Source organism: Pseudomonas sp. PF05, from assembly GCF_056521845.1.
The window spans coordinates 688,334-706,033 of the sequence record NZ_JBWLPW010000001.1; the positions used below are offsets into that span (position 1 = coordinate 688,334).

General features: G+C 47.2%; 13 protein-coding genes. 5 read left to right on the forward strand and 8 right to left on the reverse strand.

Features of this window, described 5'->3' with window-relative positions; genetic code table 11:
* Nucleotides 1–120: 120 nt before the first annotated feature.
* The 5 genes from AC09SL_RS03015 (at nucleotide 121) to AC09SL_RS03035 (ending at nucleotide 5,398) form a co-directional block, all read left to right on the forward strand.
* Nucleotides 121–633, forward strand: a complete 513-nt coding sequence (locus AC09SL_RS03015) for a hypothetical protein (RefSeq protein ID WP_155742051.1) — start codon at nucleotides 121–123, stop codon at nucleotides 631–633.
* On the forward strand, nucleotides 630–2,078 hold the full coding sequence (locus tag AC09SL_RS03020; protein WP_058545059.1) for a DGQHR domain-containing protein: 1,449 nt from the start codon (nucleotides 630–632) through the stop codon (nucleotides 2,076–2,078). The genes AC09SL_RS03015 and AC09SL_RS03020 overlap by 4 nt, the downstream gene beginning before the upstream one ends.
* A 68-nt stretch (nucleotides 2,079–2,146) precedes the next feature.
* Nucleotides 2,147–3,007 (forward strand): restriction endonuclease, encoded by an 861-nt coding sequence (locus AC09SL_RS03025; RefSeq protein ID WP_081264379.1) that lies wholly within the window; start codon nucleotides 2,147–2,149, stop codon nucleotides 3,005–3,007.
* Between the two features lie 809 nt (nucleotides 3,008–3,816).
* Nucleotides 3,817–4,806 (forward strand): hypothetical protein, encoded by a 990-nt coding sequence (locus AC09SL_RS03030; protein WP_058545061.1) that lies wholly within the window; start codon nucleotides 3,817–3,819, stop codon nucleotides 4,804–4,806.
* The gene (locus AC09SL_RS03035; protein ID WP_196764436.1) at nucleotides 4,787–5,398 is read left to right on the forward strand and encodes a class I SAM-dependent methyltransferase; all 612 of its coding nucleotides are present in this window, start codon (nucleotides 4,787–4,789) and stop codon (nucleotides 5,396–5,398) included. The genes AC09SL_RS03030 and AC09SL_RS03035 overlap by 20 nt, the downstream gene beginning before the upstream one ends.
* 109 nt (nucleotides 5,399–5,507) lie before the next feature.
* Here AC09SL_RS03035 and AC09SL_RS03040 read toward each other — a convergent pair whose 3' ends face one another.
* The 8 genes from AC09SL_RS03040 to mobH all read right to left on the reverse strand — a co-directional run bounded on the left by AC09SL_RS03040 (nucleotide 5,508) and on the right by mobH (nucleotide 17,658).
* On the reverse strand, nucleotides 5,508–5,873 hold the full coding sequence (locus AC09SL_RS03040; protein WP_058545063.1) for a DndE family protein: 366 nt from the start codon (nucleotides 5,871–5,873) through the stop codon (nucleotides 5,508–5,510).
* Nucleotides 5,870–7,882, reverse strand: a complete 2,013-nt coding sequence (gene dndD, locus AC09SL_RS03045; RefSeq protein WP_058545064.1) for a DNA sulfur modification protein DndD — start codon at nucleotides 7,880–7,882, stop codon at nucleotides 5,870–5,872. The genes AC09SL_RS03040 and dndD overlap by 4 nt, the downstream gene beginning before the upstream one ends.
* Nucleotides 7,879–9,405 carry a DNA phosphorothioation system sulfurtransferase DndC gene (gene dndC, locus AC09SL_RS03050; RefSeq protein WP_058545065.1) on the reverse strand — a complete coding sequence of 509 codons (1,527 nt, stop codon included), beginning with the start codon at nucleotides 9,403–9,405 and terminating at the stop codon, nucleotides 7,879–7,881. The genes dndD and dndC overlap by 4 nt, the downstream gene beginning before the upstream one ends.
* Nucleotides 9,402–10,484 carry a DNA sulfur modification protein DndB gene (dndB, locus tag AC09SL_RS03055; RefSeq protein ID WP_058545066.1) on the reverse strand — a complete coding sequence of 361 codons (1,083 nt, stop codon included), beginning with the start codon at nucleotides 10,482–10,484 and terminating at the stop codon, nucleotides 9,402–9,404. Before dndB ends, dndC begins: the two co-directional genes overlap by 4 nt.
* A 695-nt stretch (nucleotides 10,485–11,179) precedes the next feature.
* Nucleotides 11,180–12,445, reverse strand: coding sequence for a hypothetical protein (locus AC09SL_RS03060; RefSeq protein ID WP_155742052.1), 1,266 nt, complete (start codon nucleotides 12,443–12,445; stop codon nucleotides 11,180–11,182).
* A complete protein-coding gene (locus tag AC09SL_RS03065; RefSeq protein WP_155742053.1) occupies nucleotides 12,432–14,429 on the reverse strand; it encodes a ParB N-terminal domain-containing protein in 1,998 nt (665 codons plus the stop codon). Before AC09SL_RS03065 ends, AC09SL_RS03060 begins: the two co-directional genes overlap by 14 nt.
* A 758-nt stretch (nucleotides 14,430–15,187) precedes the next feature.
* Nucleotides 15,188–15,397, reverse strand: coding sequence for a hypothetical protein (locus AC09SL_RS03070; RefSeq protein ID WP_058545069.1), 210 nt, complete (start codon nucleotides 15,395–15,397; stop codon nucleotides 15,188–15,190).
* A gap of 539 nt (nucleotides 15,398–15,936) precedes the next feature.
* On the reverse strand, nucleotides 15,937–17,658 hold the full coding sequence (gene mobH / locus AC09SL_RS03075; protein ID WP_058545070.1) for a MobH family relaxase: 1,722 nt from the start codon (nucleotides 17,656–17,658) through the stop codon (nucleotides 15,937–15,939).
* Between the last annotated feature and the right edge of the window lie 42 nt (nucleotides 17,659–17,700).

The following is a 17,700-nucleotide window of genomic DNA, read 5'->3' on the forward strand; positions in this document are numbered from 1 at the left end:
CTGTACATGCAGAGGCCTAGCCAAGTGCTGGCGAGGCAATTTAAATTTTTATAAGTGTGTATTGGCAGGATTGCAAGCTTGTAGCCTGTACGCCGTGATTGTTCATTTGAGGATGGGGTTGTGGAGATATTAGTTCAGTTTGCAAAGGTTTCGAGAGAATTGTTTTTTACGCTTCTGTTTTCTTTGTTTCCAATATTGTGCGGCTCCTCTCTTTCATCAACGTGGACAGAGATTGAATTCGGATCCGCACTTTCCAAAAACTTCAGCAGCGGCGAGGTGTTTATTTATACGTCAGCTTTTTTGACTCCTTACATATTGATTCGATATAAAGAGAGCGGCCCAGCTATGCTGCAAGATATTCGGTTCTTACTATTTTTATATGCGCTAATAGCAGGTGCTTTTCTTTTTGTATCAGTTCGGTTAGAGACTTTGATTCCGATCAAAATGAGTGTACATGAAGATGGTGTAGCCTTCTTTGGCTATACAATTGTTATCGCAACTCTCCTCCTGTGGTACTCAAGTATATGGCCTAGCTATAGAGCATTTATTGATCCTAGTAAGGTGCAAAGCGATCAAGAACAGAAGTTGTTTGCCGGATTTAACGATCTAATCAATAAGGAGTCTGGGAAATGAATGTGATCAAAGGGAGTTGCATTCGTGTTTCTCAGCCAATAGGCGATTTTTATTGCAGTGTATTCAAAGCACGGGACCTCTACGACATATCGTACTCAGATGTGAGACGTTTGGAGGACGAGCAAGATGGTGAAGGCTTGGATACCTATCTTGGGATTCAGCGAGAATTAAGTCCTTTTCGAGTTAAACAAATCGGAGAATACATTACTGCTGTGGATGCGACTTTTCCAAACTCCATCATTGTGGCTATTGGCGAAAAATATGTGACTTTAGAGGGGAATGTATTATCCATCAAGTATCATGATGATCAGAAGGGGAACGTAGCAAAAATTCTAGATGGACAACATCGTCTAGCTGGGTTCGAAGGAACAGATTTTTGTTATAGCTCGCCGAGCGGTGAAAGGAAAGATTTCGAACTGTTAGTTACTATTTTTGTAGAGGCTGATCTTCATACGCAAGCTCAAGTTTTTACTATGGTTAACCAAAATCAGACGAAAGTAAATCGTAGCTTAGTATATGATCTTGAATCATTAGCTCTCGCAAGAAGTCCTACCAAGTCAGCGCATCAGATAGCATCTTTGCTTAATGGGCAGAAGGGTTCTCCTTTTTATCAGCGTATAAAAAGACTTGGGCTAAAAACACCTGGGGTTAGTACCGAGCTAATTACTCAGGCGGCATTTGTCGAGAATTTGGTAAAGCTAATTTCCAAGAAGCCTAGTTTAGATCGTGATATTTTGCTAGGGCGGAAGAAGAAATTCTTTGGAATGAAAGATAAGAAGCTTCCGGATATGGAAGATGCAGATTTTGTCCGGCTACCTTTCCGCAAAAATTTTGCAGACGGAGATGACTCGGTTATAGCGGCCAATGTGTATAATTATTTCTCCGCAGCATCCAAAGTATGGCCGGAAAGCTGGCGGGTTGAGAATAAATCTTCCGCTTTAAACAAAACAGTTGGTCTTATTGCACTAATGCGAGCGTTGAGAGATGCGTATAATAAAGCGGTAAAGGCGGGAGTGGCTGAGTACGGGGATGTGATAGATGAAAGTGAATACATCAAAATTTTGAGTAGGTCTGGAATAAAAGATAGTTTTTTCTCTGAGTTAGATGCGGTCTCTAAAACATCCGGCCTTATTTATAAGGCCATACAGCCTCCCAAAGCCAAGTTTTATTCCGTAGAGTTTTCAGATGGCTCAGGGGGGCGCAATAAAGCCATTGTCCCCGCTCGAAGCAAGGACGTAATTGCTTCTAATTTTGTTGGAAACATTATTGCTGTTTCAGAAAGTTTTTGGGTCGAATTAGAAGAAGTTGCTTTTGAGTCAAGCTATCCAGTGTTTCACTTCAAACTAGAAAATAAAGATATCGCATTCAGGAGCGAGGACTTAGGCTACAGTTATTTATCATACATTTATCGATCGCTTTTGGTTGGCGCGTCTTTTGATGACTAATTAGTTGATTTCCCTATGGGCTGCGGATCTTGTGTAGGGACATGGCGAGAAGTTTTGGAGGGTTATAAGTGACTATAACAGAGGCTATTCGTCTTGTGATGATGAAGAAAGGCTCACCTATGACTGCTGATGAGGCTTATTATGCAATAGTTCACGCCGACCTATATACATTTCATGCCGACAATCCCCGTCATGTTGTTCGTAGCCAAATTCGACGTCACTGCGAAGGGATAGTATTTCCTAGTTCTTCTGCCACCAAATATTTTGTGCTCGTTGACGGGAATCGTTACATTCCAGTGGCCGAACGATTACCTGGCTTACCAAGGGAGCAGCTTCCGAAACAAACAAAGATCGAAAACAATACAGACTCTCACGCTGCGAGCCTGCGCGAGCTACAGCTTTTGCATGAAAAATATATCGTTGAATTTAAGAAGAAGATTCTGAATGATCTAAAGTCGATGTCGCCATCAGGGTTTGAATTGTTTGCGAAAAGGTTAATGGATATCTACGGGTTTCATGATACCGCCGTCACAAAAGTATCCAGTGATGGCGGTATTGATGGTCACGGGAAGTTGAAAGTCGGATTGGCGAATTTAAATGTTGCATTCCAGTGTAAGCGTTGGACTAAGGGCAACATACAACGTCCAGAAATAGATAGGTTTCGTGGGGCCGCTCAAGGAGACTTTGAGCAAGGATTATTTTTCACCACAGCATCATTTTCATCAGGCGCTGTGTCTGCATCTATTAAGCGTGGGGCGGTCCCCATTATTCTCGTTGACGGAGAGTCAATTGTTGAATTGATGATTGAAAAAGGATTTGGAGTTCAGGTTGATATGATTTCTATTCCATCTTATGCACTTGATCTTGCTCTGGGTGAGTACGAGAGTGTGCAGAACTGGGATTTACAAAAAGGAGGCGGTAGGTCGTGATTTAATCAGTGTCATTTTTTTTGCTCACTCGAACACTCTAGATGGGAGAATTAGATCTAGAGGCTTTTACAGTCTAAATAAAAAGGCAAAACTTGTAAGTAAAGTTGCAATTATCATCGTTGGATGAAGATTGTATTTCTGCTTGTTTGACCAGAGTGCTGATCGAGTCTGGCGAGTACCCTCGGTTTAGCGAAAACAACATTTCCTTTAACACAGGACCGGTTAGGGACGGCGTAAGCATTACCTCAATCGTCAGTATTTATTGATAATGTTCAAAAAGTTGTGCTTTATAAGCTTGGAGAAAAATTTTCCAGTTGGATCGCTACCGTTTTAAGGGTAATGAGGGCGTTCTGCAGTTGGCGGTGGAGTTTTTTGAATACACATTAAAGTATTGTCCTGAGTTGAAAAAGTTTGGGGTAATAAGGCGTTAGTGTCTGATTGCAGAGGTGGTTATGACGGTGGCCACCTTTTATTAGGCCAGCGGGTTGGGATTTATAAAATGACATAATAATCTGAGGGGTGGAGCTCGGTAGTGTTGAAATAAATACATTGATAAAAAATTCTTGCCGAGGATTTGTATCTAGGTGGCCCAGTGCTAAATAATAGATATGGTTGCCTAAGCAAAAAAGATTTCTTAAGTTGAACTCTAAAAGCCAAAAGCTCATCTCTCGAGAGCTGCTTACATAGTTATATGCAAAACCAATCAGATCTTGTGTAGTGCTTCCAATACTTACAGCGTGTTGGTCCAATAAATTGTTGCGGTTGTGCCCAAAATGCGAGAGCATCTTACAAGCTTATAGGAGGCTCTCATGAGGCAGATCCCAGTAACGCTATTGCTAATCTGTTTCAGCACCTTGTCCGTGAGCGCGATTGCAGCAGGCTCTACGGATTCGGAGGCGGTGGTTATGCCGGAAGCGGTGCCTCAGTCAGCTTTGCCTATGGCGGTAGCTGGCGTGGCATTCCCGGCATATGTGTTAGACCAAAATGATAAAATTCTGCGTGTCAGCCAGAAAGTAGACGATGCTAATGAGAGTTTAACGAGTATCAGCTCTCAAGTATTCGCATTGAAGCAGTCTTTCTGGGAGAGGCTTTATCCAGCATTATTTGGAGTTTTGGGGGTGGCGATTGCAGGGTTGGTAAACTATTTTCTACAAGCTCGTCAGATGACTCATAATGAAAGTGAGCGCAAAGAGAAATTTTCTTTCGATGCTAGACAAAAATTATTCGAGTATCGTAATAAACAAAATAATGAATTTTATGGGCCGTTACTTGTTCTCCTTGCTCAGAGCAAAGAGTTAAGCACTCAGTTGCATGAACAATTGTCTAAGTTTGACCCGTCTCGCTATAAGTTTGAAAGTGATAGTAGTCCGGGAGTTGTTAAGCTAACGTTGTTTATTCACGAAGGCACTGATAAGCGTCCGTTGCGACTTATTGAGGAGCTCCCCTATCTCGGTCAACATATCAAGGCCGTGCTTCCTCAAGTTTTTGTTATTATTGCAGTGGGTGATCGAATGGCCGCGCTCATTGAAAAATCCTCTGGACTCGCGAATCCTAAAAACGCTGAGTTGAGTGGTTGCCTGGGGAAATACCTTGCTCACCTCACAGCGCTTACTGACGCATACAAGCAAGCAGAGCAAGAAAATCCCGATGGTTCTACGCGGATCCATACGGCTGTCTTCCCGAGAAGGATTCAAGAATTGGTCAAAGCAGATTATGATGAAATCAATAGGCAGATCGAAGAGTGGGAGTCAGAGGCGAAAGCACCTGCCGGGAGTGGAGTTGAAAATACTAGTGCCTGATGTTGCGACGCTTAAGTACTATGAAGATACCTATCAGGAATATGATAGATTTAGCTCCTCAATTGACATGAGCGAGCAGTGGAAGTCATTTGAAAGCATGCTGCCTCCTGGAGGCAGAGTTTTGGATTTGGGGTGTGGGACCGGACGAGATATAAAACATTTTCTCGAAATGGGCTTTATCGTGGAAGGTTTAGAACCTTCTCTTGCGATGGCTAATTGCGCACGTTTGAAGACGGGCGCTAAGATATTTGATCTGGCTGCCGAGCAAATTGCATTTGTAGAGGAATATGACGGCATCTGGGCCTGTGCGTCCCTAATGCATCTGTGTAAGCCTGCATTTTTTGACACTTTGCCTAAAATCGTGAGGTCGCTCAAGACTGGTGGGCATTTGTACTTCTCGCTGAAGCAGGGTGTTGGCGAAGCACGCAACACTGATGGTAGGTTGTTCAGCTTTTATAAGATGGATGAAATTACCGACCTATTCTCGCTCATTGCGAATACGCAGATTGTTAAACAATGGGTTTCAAAAGATTTGGCTGGGCGAAGTGAAACGCAGTGGGTAAACACGATAGTCAAAAAATCAGAATCATAAAAGATATTTGGAAAACAACCATTAGAATGTAGTCTTAGTACTTTTCAATTGAAATTAACGCCATACAGATTCGTTAACGGTAGAGCCCACCTCTGATGGTGGGCTCTTTTTATTTGCTTGCTATCAGCAATGCTACGTCTTTCAGAGAACGTACATGCCCCATTTTATGCAGACCCACCTCGATTAGAGAGGCGACATGTCTGACGGGATCCCACTCCAGGGAACTTTGATAAGTGAACTGCCTGAGCAGCGCTTCGTAGATATCCAAGTGCTCACCAAATAAGGTCGGCGCATTGAACTCTTGCCCATCCAAGTCCGATACACTGGCATTGCCAAGACCATTCTCGTCAGCTAGTGCAAGTGCGATCGCAAACCTACTCAAAATATTAGGCGTAAGCCCGGTCTTTGATTTTAGGTACTTCATCTTCGCAGTGGACGAGGCGGATATTTTGAATTTATGCGGAAATACATTCATGCGTTTTGTGCCCACCGCCAGAAATAGCCTTCCTCTGCTTGTGTGGAGCGAGTTTCTGGGCTGTATACAAGATGATAAGAGTGCGAAATGCTTCCTTGTAGGCCTTCATAAAAGGCGTAGTCAATTTCTGTATCCGTCGAGAGAATGATGACTTGGTGACTCGTTTTTGGGAAATAGTTTTCTACGAGTTTTTTCCGATGAATCGAGTCCAATCGTCCAAGAGGCGTGTCGATCACAACTGGCAGGCTTCGCCCTGAAGTCCGGGCCAACGCTTCCAAAATAGAGATCGCAAAGATCTGCTTCTCGCCGGCCGACAGCTCTTCCTTGCGGAGTATTACGCCTTCATCGTCGATAAGAACGACCTCGAAGGAGTTCGGATCAATCTGAATGCTGAGATTCCGATTTTCTTTGCGGGCAAGGCCATTGAAGGAGGTGTAAAACTGCGACTCAAGTTCTTTGAGTTTTTCAATTCGGGCGCGTATAGAGAACTCTTTAAGAACATCTCTGGCGTTTTGTGCGAGTCCGGTCAGGCGCTCCTCTTCCTGGGACTCAGCAATTTCAGTGTAGAGATCGTCTAATTGGCGCGCGGCCATCGACAAACAGTTGAGAAGGGCTTTAGCTTCCTCGACCATTACAGATCTTTGCTCCTTTAGGGCGGACAACCGTCCCTGTAGCTGCCCCTGTTCGTTAAACAGTGGGATCAGTACTTTTTCGTCAGGTGCCCTAGCGATATTTTCCCGGGCGGATTCAATCTGGCTATCAGCTTCCTGAAGCGTCATCACCAAGCCAGCGGCTCGTTGTTGGAGTGAGCCAACATCGTTCTGTAGGCGATGAGTGATGCTGAATCGTTGAGTGTCGGAGAGCTCGTGAACTGGCGATTGGTGCTGGAAGCTGCTCGCGACTTCTGAGCCGAATGTCCTAAGAAAAATATCCTGGAGGGCAGGGAGCTGTTCCTTTGTCATAGCAAAGGTAGATTCAACTTCTGCTAGAAAATTGCTTTGCTGACGTTGCAGGTATTCGGAGAGTACCTGCGCTTTTTGCGCACGCTGCTCATTGTCTAGCTGTGCAAGCAGCTTTTCGTTGAGGCTTTGGGTGATTGCAAAAGGCAGCAGTCCGCTGAGCATGTCATGCAGGGTGTGTTCTATTGCCTTTTTTTCGCCAACCAACGAATCGAGATTAACCGTTTCCTCTTGCCTTGAGGCGCTCCAAGCGCCGCCCCGAGCATTGATGCTCGCCTCTACGTGGCTGAGGTTTTTGTTGGCCTCGACAGTATTCACGCGCATGAGGAGAAGCTTTTCGCGTATTTCTGCAAGCTGCTTCTTCAGATCATCATACGCCCGTTCTGCATTGGCAATTTTTTGCTTGCGATCTTCAGAAGCCTTTTTGACCGAGCGCCCTCTGATGATAACGGAGAGGTCGGAGTGCAACCTATCGATTAGGTCCAAGCCCAAAAGCTTGTTGATCGACTCTCGCAACGCATCCCCGGATGTTTCTTCGGCAAGGCTCGCGATTTTTTCACCGTCGAAGAAAAACAGCTCGGAAACGCCAATCGGGATCAGCTCGTTGAGAAACGCCTGTGCCTGATCATAGGAAAGCTCGGTCAGAGGTTGTCCGTCCCTTGAAATGATCAGACCTTCTTTTACCTTCCCAGAAGGGTCAACAAACCAATCGCGTATCAGTTGATAGCTCGATATAACGCCGTATTGTGCATAGCGAAAGGTCAGCTCAACGGATGCACGCGTAGGCTTGGCGATGCTGTTGTGAGCTCTATGTATGCATTCACGGAGGTACTGATGGTACTCGGCAACCGTTGCGCCGGAGCCCAGTACACCTTTACCGTACAAGGCAAGCTTCAGCGCGCTCAGGATGGTTGTTTTGCCGCCGCCGTTTAGGCCGCCAAACAAAACGATAGGCGCGTTTTTGCCTCTTTTGATCTTGGGAGCCAGGTCAAAGTTATGGGCGCCGCTAAACACTCGGAAATCTAGTACTGAAAGGGAGTCAATAATCATTGCAGCAAGCCATCTAGGTCGGCTTTCAGAGATTCGAAAGCAGTCTTGTACGTGTCGGTAACTTTAGGGATGGCGCGTCGTTCCATTGCTTCGTCCAATCCACCCCAGTCTTGCTCCAGGACTTTCTGCAGCTCGTCCAGAATTCCTTTTCGGCGCGAGAGCCCGGAGAACGACAACTCTGTATCTATGAGTTTCATGATCAGAACTGCTGGAACGCCGCGCTCAGCCTCGAGTGCGTTGAGAATGGCAGCATCAGGTTCAGTAAACGCGCCGGCATCATTTTTGATCCATTCGACCGTATCTTCGGGGTAAACCTCACCGTAGATTTTAGGAAGTGAATCAATCCAGTCCGGTTCATTTGGATCCTTCAGCCACTGCTGGCGGATCACTTGCAACTCATCACGACCGATCAGCTCAATCTCGCGATCGGTTTCACGTATGCCTTTCTCAATTTCCAAAAGTAGCTTCAGCCACTCACGGCGATATTTCATCCAATACGGACCAGGTACGTGCTTGGTGGCGGCATTGGAGTCGTCATCGATAGCCCCTCTTGCGAAGGTTACTTTGCCGGTACGACGTTTATAATTACGGAATTCAGTTTTATTTTCGGGCAGGGAGCTGGCGTGCAGTTGGTTACGGAACTGGAGTAGCGGTAGCATCCAGTCCTCTCCGCTGTCTACGAGCCCCTCGATCGCTTTGTCGTGTGTCACGACTGTGCAGGTCCAGCAGCCGAAACGCGAGTTGCCGCACGATGGTGTATTGGTGTCGATAACGAGTGGGCATTCTCCAGCATTGGAGTCTTTGTAGAGCTCAAACAGTACTCGGTTAGAGCCGCCCCATGGCCTAGCAGCGCTCATGAGGTATTCCCAGACGTCATCCGCGTGCCACAGCTCAATAGGCATGTAGGTATAGGCATTGGGCAATGTCGTGTGTCGACCCAATGCAGAACCGTCGATTTTGTGGCGTGTGATTACCTGGGCACGCGTGGAGCTTTCTTCTCGTCTGGAGCCAAGCACAACCACTACTTCACCGAAGCGAGCTACCTTGTCCTTGATGAACTCGCTCACAGGGTCGATTTTCATCCGCTCAGTACACCAGCGGAATGCTTTGGTTGGGGCAGGGTAGCCTTTACCCAAGAGGTTGGCCCAAAACGTCTCGCCGACTTTAGGAGTGACAGAGTGCGCTGTCATGGGCAGCTGATCCTGAATCGCCTGAGCGTTCACCGAATCAAGCACCTGGCGGATCATGTCGACGACTACAGGGGTTTCCACTCGAGTGTCGGAGGAGACCACGTACACGTGCTTATGGCGTTCCTCAGGCGGCAACATCTTCAAGGCGTAGTAAGTGAGCGAAAGAATCACGGTCGAATCTTTGCCGCCGCTGAACCCCACTACCCAAGGGCGATTATCAGCCTTGTAAATGCTCTGAAGCTCGCGGACAGCGTCCGCTAATGGTCTACCAGCAATAATCGCTTCTTGGACGAAGTCATCGTGTGATGGATAGAGAAATTGATCATTACTCATTTTTGAAGAAACCTGTTTTCTAACTCTAGTTCAACCGTGGACAGCGGGACACCAAGCTTCTTCTTGATGAGACTGGCGGTGAGTGCAACGTTCGTTGTGGCTTTGGAGATCCTGCCGTGAACCATGGCGCGGCCTTCCCATTCAGGATTGGCTCTGGACCAGTCGATGCCTCGCAACTGACTGATGGTTTTTTTCCATTCGGACTCTTTGCGGATAATCAGCTCAGCACCGACGAGCCCCATCGCTTGCAGCATCACGCCGTGGGCATGGATGTAGTTGTCTCGCAGTTCAGACGTCGACAGCTCTTTGTTTTTTGCCCTGATCCAATCGGGCATCTGTAGAGAGACCTCTTCCCAGAAAGACTTCGCGAGTTCTCTCTCGTTTTGCGCGATGAGGTCACCTTTTCCCTTTTTCAACAGGACGCGGGACGCATTCTTGATGGCGCTGAGGGTAAAGAGCTTGGAGCTGCGAGGAGAGAGGCTGGACTTCTCCAGCTCAGTCATCCTGGAGAAGACTTCTACATTTTTTGCCAGATACCTGGCCAAATCAGAAATCTGGTCTCTGAGATCGTACAGGGTGCTGATTGAATTGCTCGGACGAACGGCATGCTTGTTGAGATCAGCGAACATTTGCTGGCTGCGATTGAGTCCTTCATCAATAAAGAAAAGGACCGGGATGTTGTCGTGGCCAAGCTCTGGGTTCTCACGAATCGCCTGCTCGATGGCTGCACGGCGATGCTGACCGTCGTTGATCAGTATCGGAGCTTCCATTGGTATTGTAAGCGTGCCGATGCTCTGCCCTAGACCAGTGTCGGAAGCAGGGGTGAATTGGACAACACCATCCACTGATGCCGTGATCGCGGATAGAGTGTAATCGTCGCGATTGTCGAGCAAATAGGCTGAGATCTCTGGGACTCTGGCGAGGTTTAATGTGCGCTGCGCGCGCAGATCGGCTGGCACATTTTCCTCGTTAAAAATGAATATTTTGGGCACAAGACGCATGGGGCACATCGCAATGTAGCAAGGCCGTCCGGCCTGGATGCCCCTGACGCATGGGAAGGAGTGGACGAAAATATTCATGGCTAAGAACGTGTTTTTACTGTGAGTACGTCATTTTGCATATTTTTAACGTACACGCAATAAAACCTTGGTATTTACCTCCCTGATAACGTCTACGCGTCGTACGAAAGGTACTGTCGAAAACATCGACTGGCACAGGCCAGCTAGACCTGCGCCGCATAAATTTTCGCGAGATTTATCGAAGTGCGTGACGATGCGGCGGTTCACTTTAATCTGTCTGCCGACAGCCATCGGTGAGTTTTTGGGGCGACTTCGCGCGCGGTGGGGATATAGACCGCTTCCAGCAGCGATCGGGCTTAGGCGATGTCGGTGGCTTGTCAATCCGACATGCCAATAAATATGGATCTTCGTCGTGAGCCATCCCAGGTTATGCTCGAATGCATGAACTGGCGGCGCTTCAGGCTCCCTTTTTACCGGCACTTGCAGAGCGCGGGTCGCACCTACGCCGTGGGGTCTATCGTTCAGGCGTCACCGTTGACCGTTCAACTTGGCGTGAGGCCCCTTGCAGATGCGCACCAAATCCCTGGCCGCATCGGAGAGATCATACAGCTGTGCCATCAATGAATTTCTCTTCTTCGATAGGTGCAAACTCTAAAAATCTCATCGCTCTAGAGTCCTTTGGACGTTTTCAAAGGGGCTTCGTGCAAAGCTCACTGAGCGTTGGTATTCAGCCGAGAGTGGAACGGATTGATTTTTCACACTTCTGAGAAGGACGTATGCGGCGGCATTCCAAGGTGGCGTACGATAGCGTTTGCAATTTTTGCATGATCATCATTCAGAAACATACGGGCGGTCTGACGATAAACCTTTATCCAACGAAAGTTTAGTTGACCCTCAGATTTTTCAATTTTAAGTATCTGCTTTATAATCGCTCGTGCGAATTGGAGGGTAAGGTGCTGACTTGGTTTCAAATCACCGTGTGTGTAATGAAACTTGTTGCGGAGGTCAATATAGAGCTGGCACAGTGAGTAATCTGAGTTGTGAGTTAAATTGAAGTGAACTCCAAGCCCTTTATAAATGCTTGAAAAGCCAAATACGCGGTCCCCGTCAAGTATATACGAGTCGGGAAATGTTCCTTTTTTCGTTGTGTAGCTAGCAATTGTTGCATTGCGTAAAAACAGTGCGCCCGAAGCATAGCATTCGTAAGTTCTAAAAATATGCATAAATGCTTTGTTGTATAGTTTGCGGCGAAGAGAAAGCTCGTATGCCAAATAATGAAATATTGAGATTACTTTGTAGACGCAAGGGAAGCCATTCTGTAGTGCGGCAGTAGGGTATGCGTTGGATAAATCAGTAGAAGTTATTGGGCGCACAGCCATCAAGGTATTGCAGTACTGTATAAGGTCGTCAACTTCTGTGTTGAGAACTCTGAGGTTTGGTTTTAGTGTAATTAAAATGTCGGTGAAAGCTTTAAGTTCATGTAGTTGTAATCCATCGAAATCAGTGCCAAGACTCTTGCTCTTTAAAAAAGAATCGGGCAAAAAGCTACACCCGGTGAGCAGTTGACTGATATGGCGGTTGAGTTCATTTTGCTCCGCGCAGGCAGTTTCAATCGTATGCTTAACAATAGGGTGAAATTTATTTGTATTTTTATAATGATAAACAGGGTTGTGCGCGTCTATTGTCAGATCTTTAGAGCAGAACTGGATGGATTCCGAGGTAAGTCCCGTATACGGATCAAATTTTACAAAGCGTCTTTCGGTATATGTTGTTCGACAGGAATATTTTAGAAAGTGCTCAGCCGTTGCCAGCACACTACCGGCAGGTACTAGCAAGCCTTGAGGCCGGATTTGTACAGTACTGTAAATCTGTTCAGCAGTATCGATCAGTAGGGTGCGAGAATTTGAAATAATCAGAAAATCAGAATACTCAAGTGTCGCGGCGCATAGCAGCTCGATTAGAGCTGCGTCAGCGTTAGCGCAATCCAGTATGGAGAAATATACCGTATTACAATTCTTCATCAAACTCTTCGCTCTTCGAATAGATGAAGTCTTTAGCCTTTAGGGTGCGAGCCAGATCATCAAATGAGTTGGTAAGGTTTTCAGATATTAATCGTCCGACCTCCCGGTCAAATTCGGTCCTTGAGGAGTCACCACCAAATTCTTTCATCTGGCGCGGCTTATCGAGCTCAGCGGAGTACAAGCGTTCGCGCTCAAAGGCAGGGAGGTTAAAATTTGTACGGTAAGATTTTTCAAACACTTTACGCTTGTCTTCGCGCATTTGATTGATAAAACTTCCGACCTCTTCTTTAGCAAGCTCAGAAATAACTTGTGCCTCTTTCGAGCTTTCAGCTACTACCTTGCCCGCGTTCGAGAGTAGTAATCTAACAATCTGGCGCTTTGCTGATTTAGTTACTTTTATGCGAGAGCCACTAAATATTGTATCTTGAAGGTATAAGTGACGCTCATCAAATAAATCTGATTTTGGGGGGAACGAGTTTGCGACAAAAACAGTCACGTAATAAGAAGCACGCGAGATAGAGATATTATTGGCGATAAATTTTGCACAGAGTAATGACCATGCCTCAATCATTGCTTTTTGGAATATGGCCTTGCGGGAAAAGTCGGGTATTGTGCTGTCCACTAAGGACTTCAAATCCTCTCTCACCTTCGCATGCATTGCGTGCCCGGGTTTTAAAAGAATGTCATTGAAAAGGATATGGCCTTTAACAAGAGAGAATACGTCTTGTTCGTTTCGGCGCTCCCGCTTGGTTTCTTCTTCGAGATCGATAAAGTAATTTCTGAATTTAGTGCAGTATTCGGAATAGAATGGAGTGTTGAAAAAAATATCGATCAAAGCTGGCGTGATGGTCTCGTTAACCAAATGTATAAGCTTGGCTCGATGGCGAGAAAGGAAATCACGCCAAGGGAAGTATTCCGGTGCGCCACGGATCTCTTCATACTCATCAATGTCAAAATCAAAATCACTAGATTGTCTGTCAATCCCAAGAATTGCCGCTAATAGCTTAACGCCATTTTTTGTTTTGAAGATTTCCTCGAATGCGCTGTTGATGACCCCAATGCTTGTTAATGTGTGCTCGCGAGAGATTTCCAATGATTGCTTGTGGTTTTTCGTGTTCCATTCGATAAGCCCGAGCCCCTCACCTTTTTTCTGGTCTAGTACTGTTTTGCAAAATTCTCGACAGATAATAGAACCTAAGGTTTGATCTGAAAGCAAGGTGAGGAAGTGCCCACTGACACGCTCAACAGTGGAGTTAACATCAACAAAAAGATGGCGAAGTACTTCTGGTACTTTAGGTTGTGTGTCGTTGTTTTTTTCAATGGAATTTGGAGGGTATACAAGACAAATAGGCAGGGTAAGGTCTTTAACTAATTCTCGATGACTGGAACGCAACGCATTCAGTGCAAATAGTCGATGCTGGCCATCTATGACAACCAGTCGAGCCCCTTTAATTCCGTTAGGCGTGATATTAACTTCTACCTTTGCGTTATTTATCGTGATAGTTGCTGGGTGATCTCCATCTCCGCAGTAGAAGATCCGAGGGTCTTCTTGCTCAACATGGTAATTGGTAACTTTTAGTACGCCCGGCCATTCACGGATATGGAGCTTGCCTAAATCATCGTTGCCCGAGCTGTAAGTGGAGTTTGGGTAGTAGTCCTCAAGACGTTTGTCTTGGTCTACGAAAACTACGCCGACGAGTAGCGGAGGTAAAAATACAATATCTTTTTGGATTCCGTCTTCTTTTGCTAGATATTGGCTAATTTCAGCGATTGCTCGATCTTCGTCAATATCGCGCTGGATTAAATAATCAAAATTAAGGTCAGTGTTCACATCTTTTGCATAAGATAGATAGGATAGTTCATCCACCTTAAAAGATGTCATGAAGTATTCAATGGGGACGGATCCGTTGGTTTTAAATACACCGAATGCACCATCTTTCTCAAATTCATACCGGAAAGGTGCGGCAGTTTGTCTTCTGCTCATTTGTACGCCTCAAAATGGTTAGGTATTTGTGGGAGATATGCCACAGACGAAAAGCTGGTAGCTGTGTTGAGCGCTGTATTGTTCAAAAGTAAATTTTTTATGGCGTTCATGCTGATGTACAGGAGTTCAACTGCGATTAGGGCTGTCCGAGATTCCAGCATTATCGGTAGCCGGAGACGGTAATACTGCGTGTGTGTTTCTCGAACCGATTAAGTGACACGCAGGAGCGAGGCGTGCCATTGGAGTCAGGATGGAGGCCCATGTAGGCATTTTTTGTAAGCCTTTGGTTCAATCCCTATCCCCTCTTTTCTCTAGCAATCCATGTCGATTATCGACATCATACCTGACAATCAAAGGCGCGTAAGCCTTCATCAGGTTTGCATGCATCTGGCTTCATTATGCTACCTGACCGGGTAACGATTGAAAATAGCTAGACCAGCGCCTAGTGGTTACTCATTGAACGCGAGCAGACCCCCAATTACGGAGGCCTATGTTGGGAAAAACAATTTGACTTCAAGCATTTTAATATCTTTCTCTAATGACTGTATCTTAAGTGGCATGAAGGTGAGTGAGGGAATCGCGGTTCGCTAGTTGTGACAGTTTGTGGGTATTTAGATTTGACTTGCATGAAGTATTCGCCCTTCGCGAGAAGGGTTGTTGTTAGTGGTGGCTCAATGTATTAGTTTTATCGCTGCAATAAGGATGATTGTTGCGGCTGAAAGTATGACGCCCGTTCTCGCTGTTAGCTTAATATGAGGTCACTCCGGGGTCATAAGTACCGCGAGCGTCATTCTGATGAACTCTTCGTTTTGGCTGATTGTGTCTAGCGCACCGCGAACATTCTCGGCGACGTCAGCAGAACCGCGATGCTCTACCCAAAGTGTTAGCTCCATGATGGCAGCTTCGAGGGCGAGTTGGTTTTGATTGATCTTGAAAAGCAGGGAAGGGAGCAGGTCTGAATTGGTCATTGGTTATTCTCCGTGTGAGGACAGCATAGCAGTAGGGAAATTTGCGATGACCAATTGTCTAAACGTTGCCATTCAAAGTCGTGTTTCCTGAGATCTACATCGTTGCCGACTACTCAGACCACCAACCTTTCTCTGGCTGTCCGTAGTGTGAGCCACTGAACCAGCTTTCTAGCTCTACGTCCAACGTGGTTATTAATGCCAGATTCCCCTGCAAAGGATCCAAGAGATCAGCCTGCTTGCGAGCCCAGTCGATCCAAGGCGTTGCGAGACTTCAGGACTGCGTGGACAAACATCCTTACTAGTGATCATCTGCGGGTTCAGGGATGAGATAGAAAGGGGGCGAAGAGAGACGGAGCCCCCCTGGCGGACCCTGTGTCAAACCGGGGCACGCTGTCATAATTTCACCGCGTCGGTGTAGGCTGTAGTGTGCGGTCTCTCAAACTGCAACGGCGTCACAGTATTGTGGCTGGCCATGAGTTCGGCAGTCCTAATACTCGCGGTGCAGAATGTCGTAGGATCCAATAGATTTCTATGGGAATCTAAGCATTTACGATTTTAAGAAAAGGATTATCGGCCGGCACAATATTGAACAACAACGCCGGGGTCTCGAGCAAATAACCTTTAAGATTTGCTTTCTTCCGAGGACCTTCGACATGACAGATCCAGATGTTCAAGCCATCGTCTCGTTTCCTGTGGACCTTCAGTTTTTCGAACTGCTTCTGCACCCAACGCCATTCTTCAATCTCTTGATCGAAATCCTGTGAGATACCAGGAAACTCCTGCACATAGCGTTGGAAGAGACCTGGTGTGACCAATAGCACGCTGCCGCTCACCGTGTGGATTTTAGCCTTGCTGTCGTTGATGATCAGCTTGTGGCTCTGGATGCCTTCCTTGACCCATTTCAGGAATGCCCGACCGGGGTTGTCCGAAGGGGAGCTTCGGATTTCAAGAGCTCTTTCGGGTGGTGATTCAGGAGTCTCGGGCTCTGCCAATTCGAACATATTCAGCAACGTTCCGAGGTAATCGGCATCCATCGCTAGTGAATCTTCCAGCGATTGGTTTTGATGTGATCCTGTTCCGCCTGCCTTGGGCACTGGTGGTGATACCGGAGCGTCAGTCGGGTGGTCATCGACTACCATGGTCACTGTTCCGCTGAAAATTTTGGGCCGGTCTTCGTTTCCCCAAATCAGTGCGGGTTGAAGGCGCAGAAAGGTGAAACTCTGCTGCCAATTTCCCTGTGCGACGAGCGCGGTCCAGATGGCTTTGCCTTCCGGCGTGGACTCCACCAATCCATGCGATTGCAGCTCATCGAACACCGCGAGGTTGGACGAGGGAATGCCCTCAATCGATTGCGACAGCAGATAGGCTCGCAGCTTGTCTGTGACCGTCTTGCTGACCAGCCAGAGCGCGTCCTGGGTCAGCCATCCTGCGGCACCTGGCTGGTTGAGTTTCAGTTCGTGCTGAACCAGATGACGCAGCCCGCTGATCAAGTGATGTTGCAGCGAATGAATCGGCGCTTGCAGCGCCTTGCTCGGGTTGCCACCGATGTTCTGTGCGGTGGAAACACGGTCTGCCTGCATCACCAGCTCACCGAGCACGCCGGCACGTTCATACTGCCCCGCCAGGACATATAGCAGGCTAGCCCAGAGCGATGGAAATCCACTGAGCCAATCGAGGATTGGGCGGTCGAGAATCTGCATGTAGAGCAAGCCTGCGGCCGCGCCGTGCAGGTGATAGTCGCGACCCTTGAGGTAGCGAAAACGATACGGCTGATCCAAGGAACCCTGCCAAGGATGCCAAACACGGCCATCCTGGCGTTCGACCAGCAGGTCCACGGCAATCTTGCCGATGTCATGCAGCAACGCGCCATAGGCGATGCCAGCGGACCAAGCGTCGGTCTGGGCGGCTTGGTCTTCGGGCGCGGCGCCGGTCGGCAGCAGATACGACTGACGCAATTTCAAACTACAAGCGACCAGCTCCAACCCATGGTCTAGCATGCCGCCAAGATAAGCATGGTGGTGCGTCTCGCTGGCTGGAAGCTGCTGGACCAGCTCGGCGTAGCGATGGATCGGATTTAAATAGAGCTGGCTGAATTGCGGATGGGAGAGGGCGGTGTACTGCCAAATGCGATCAAGCAACTGGCGGCGATGCTCGGCTGCTAACAAGCTCTGGGACGATTCGATGGGCAGGTACCCATCGGCGACGTTTACGGTTGGTGGCGGAGGAGGCTTTTGCCTTTTGTGCCGAAACAGACTGAGCATCATGGTCCTCCCGGGAACTGGCAGAGTCAGTGGCCTTTTAGC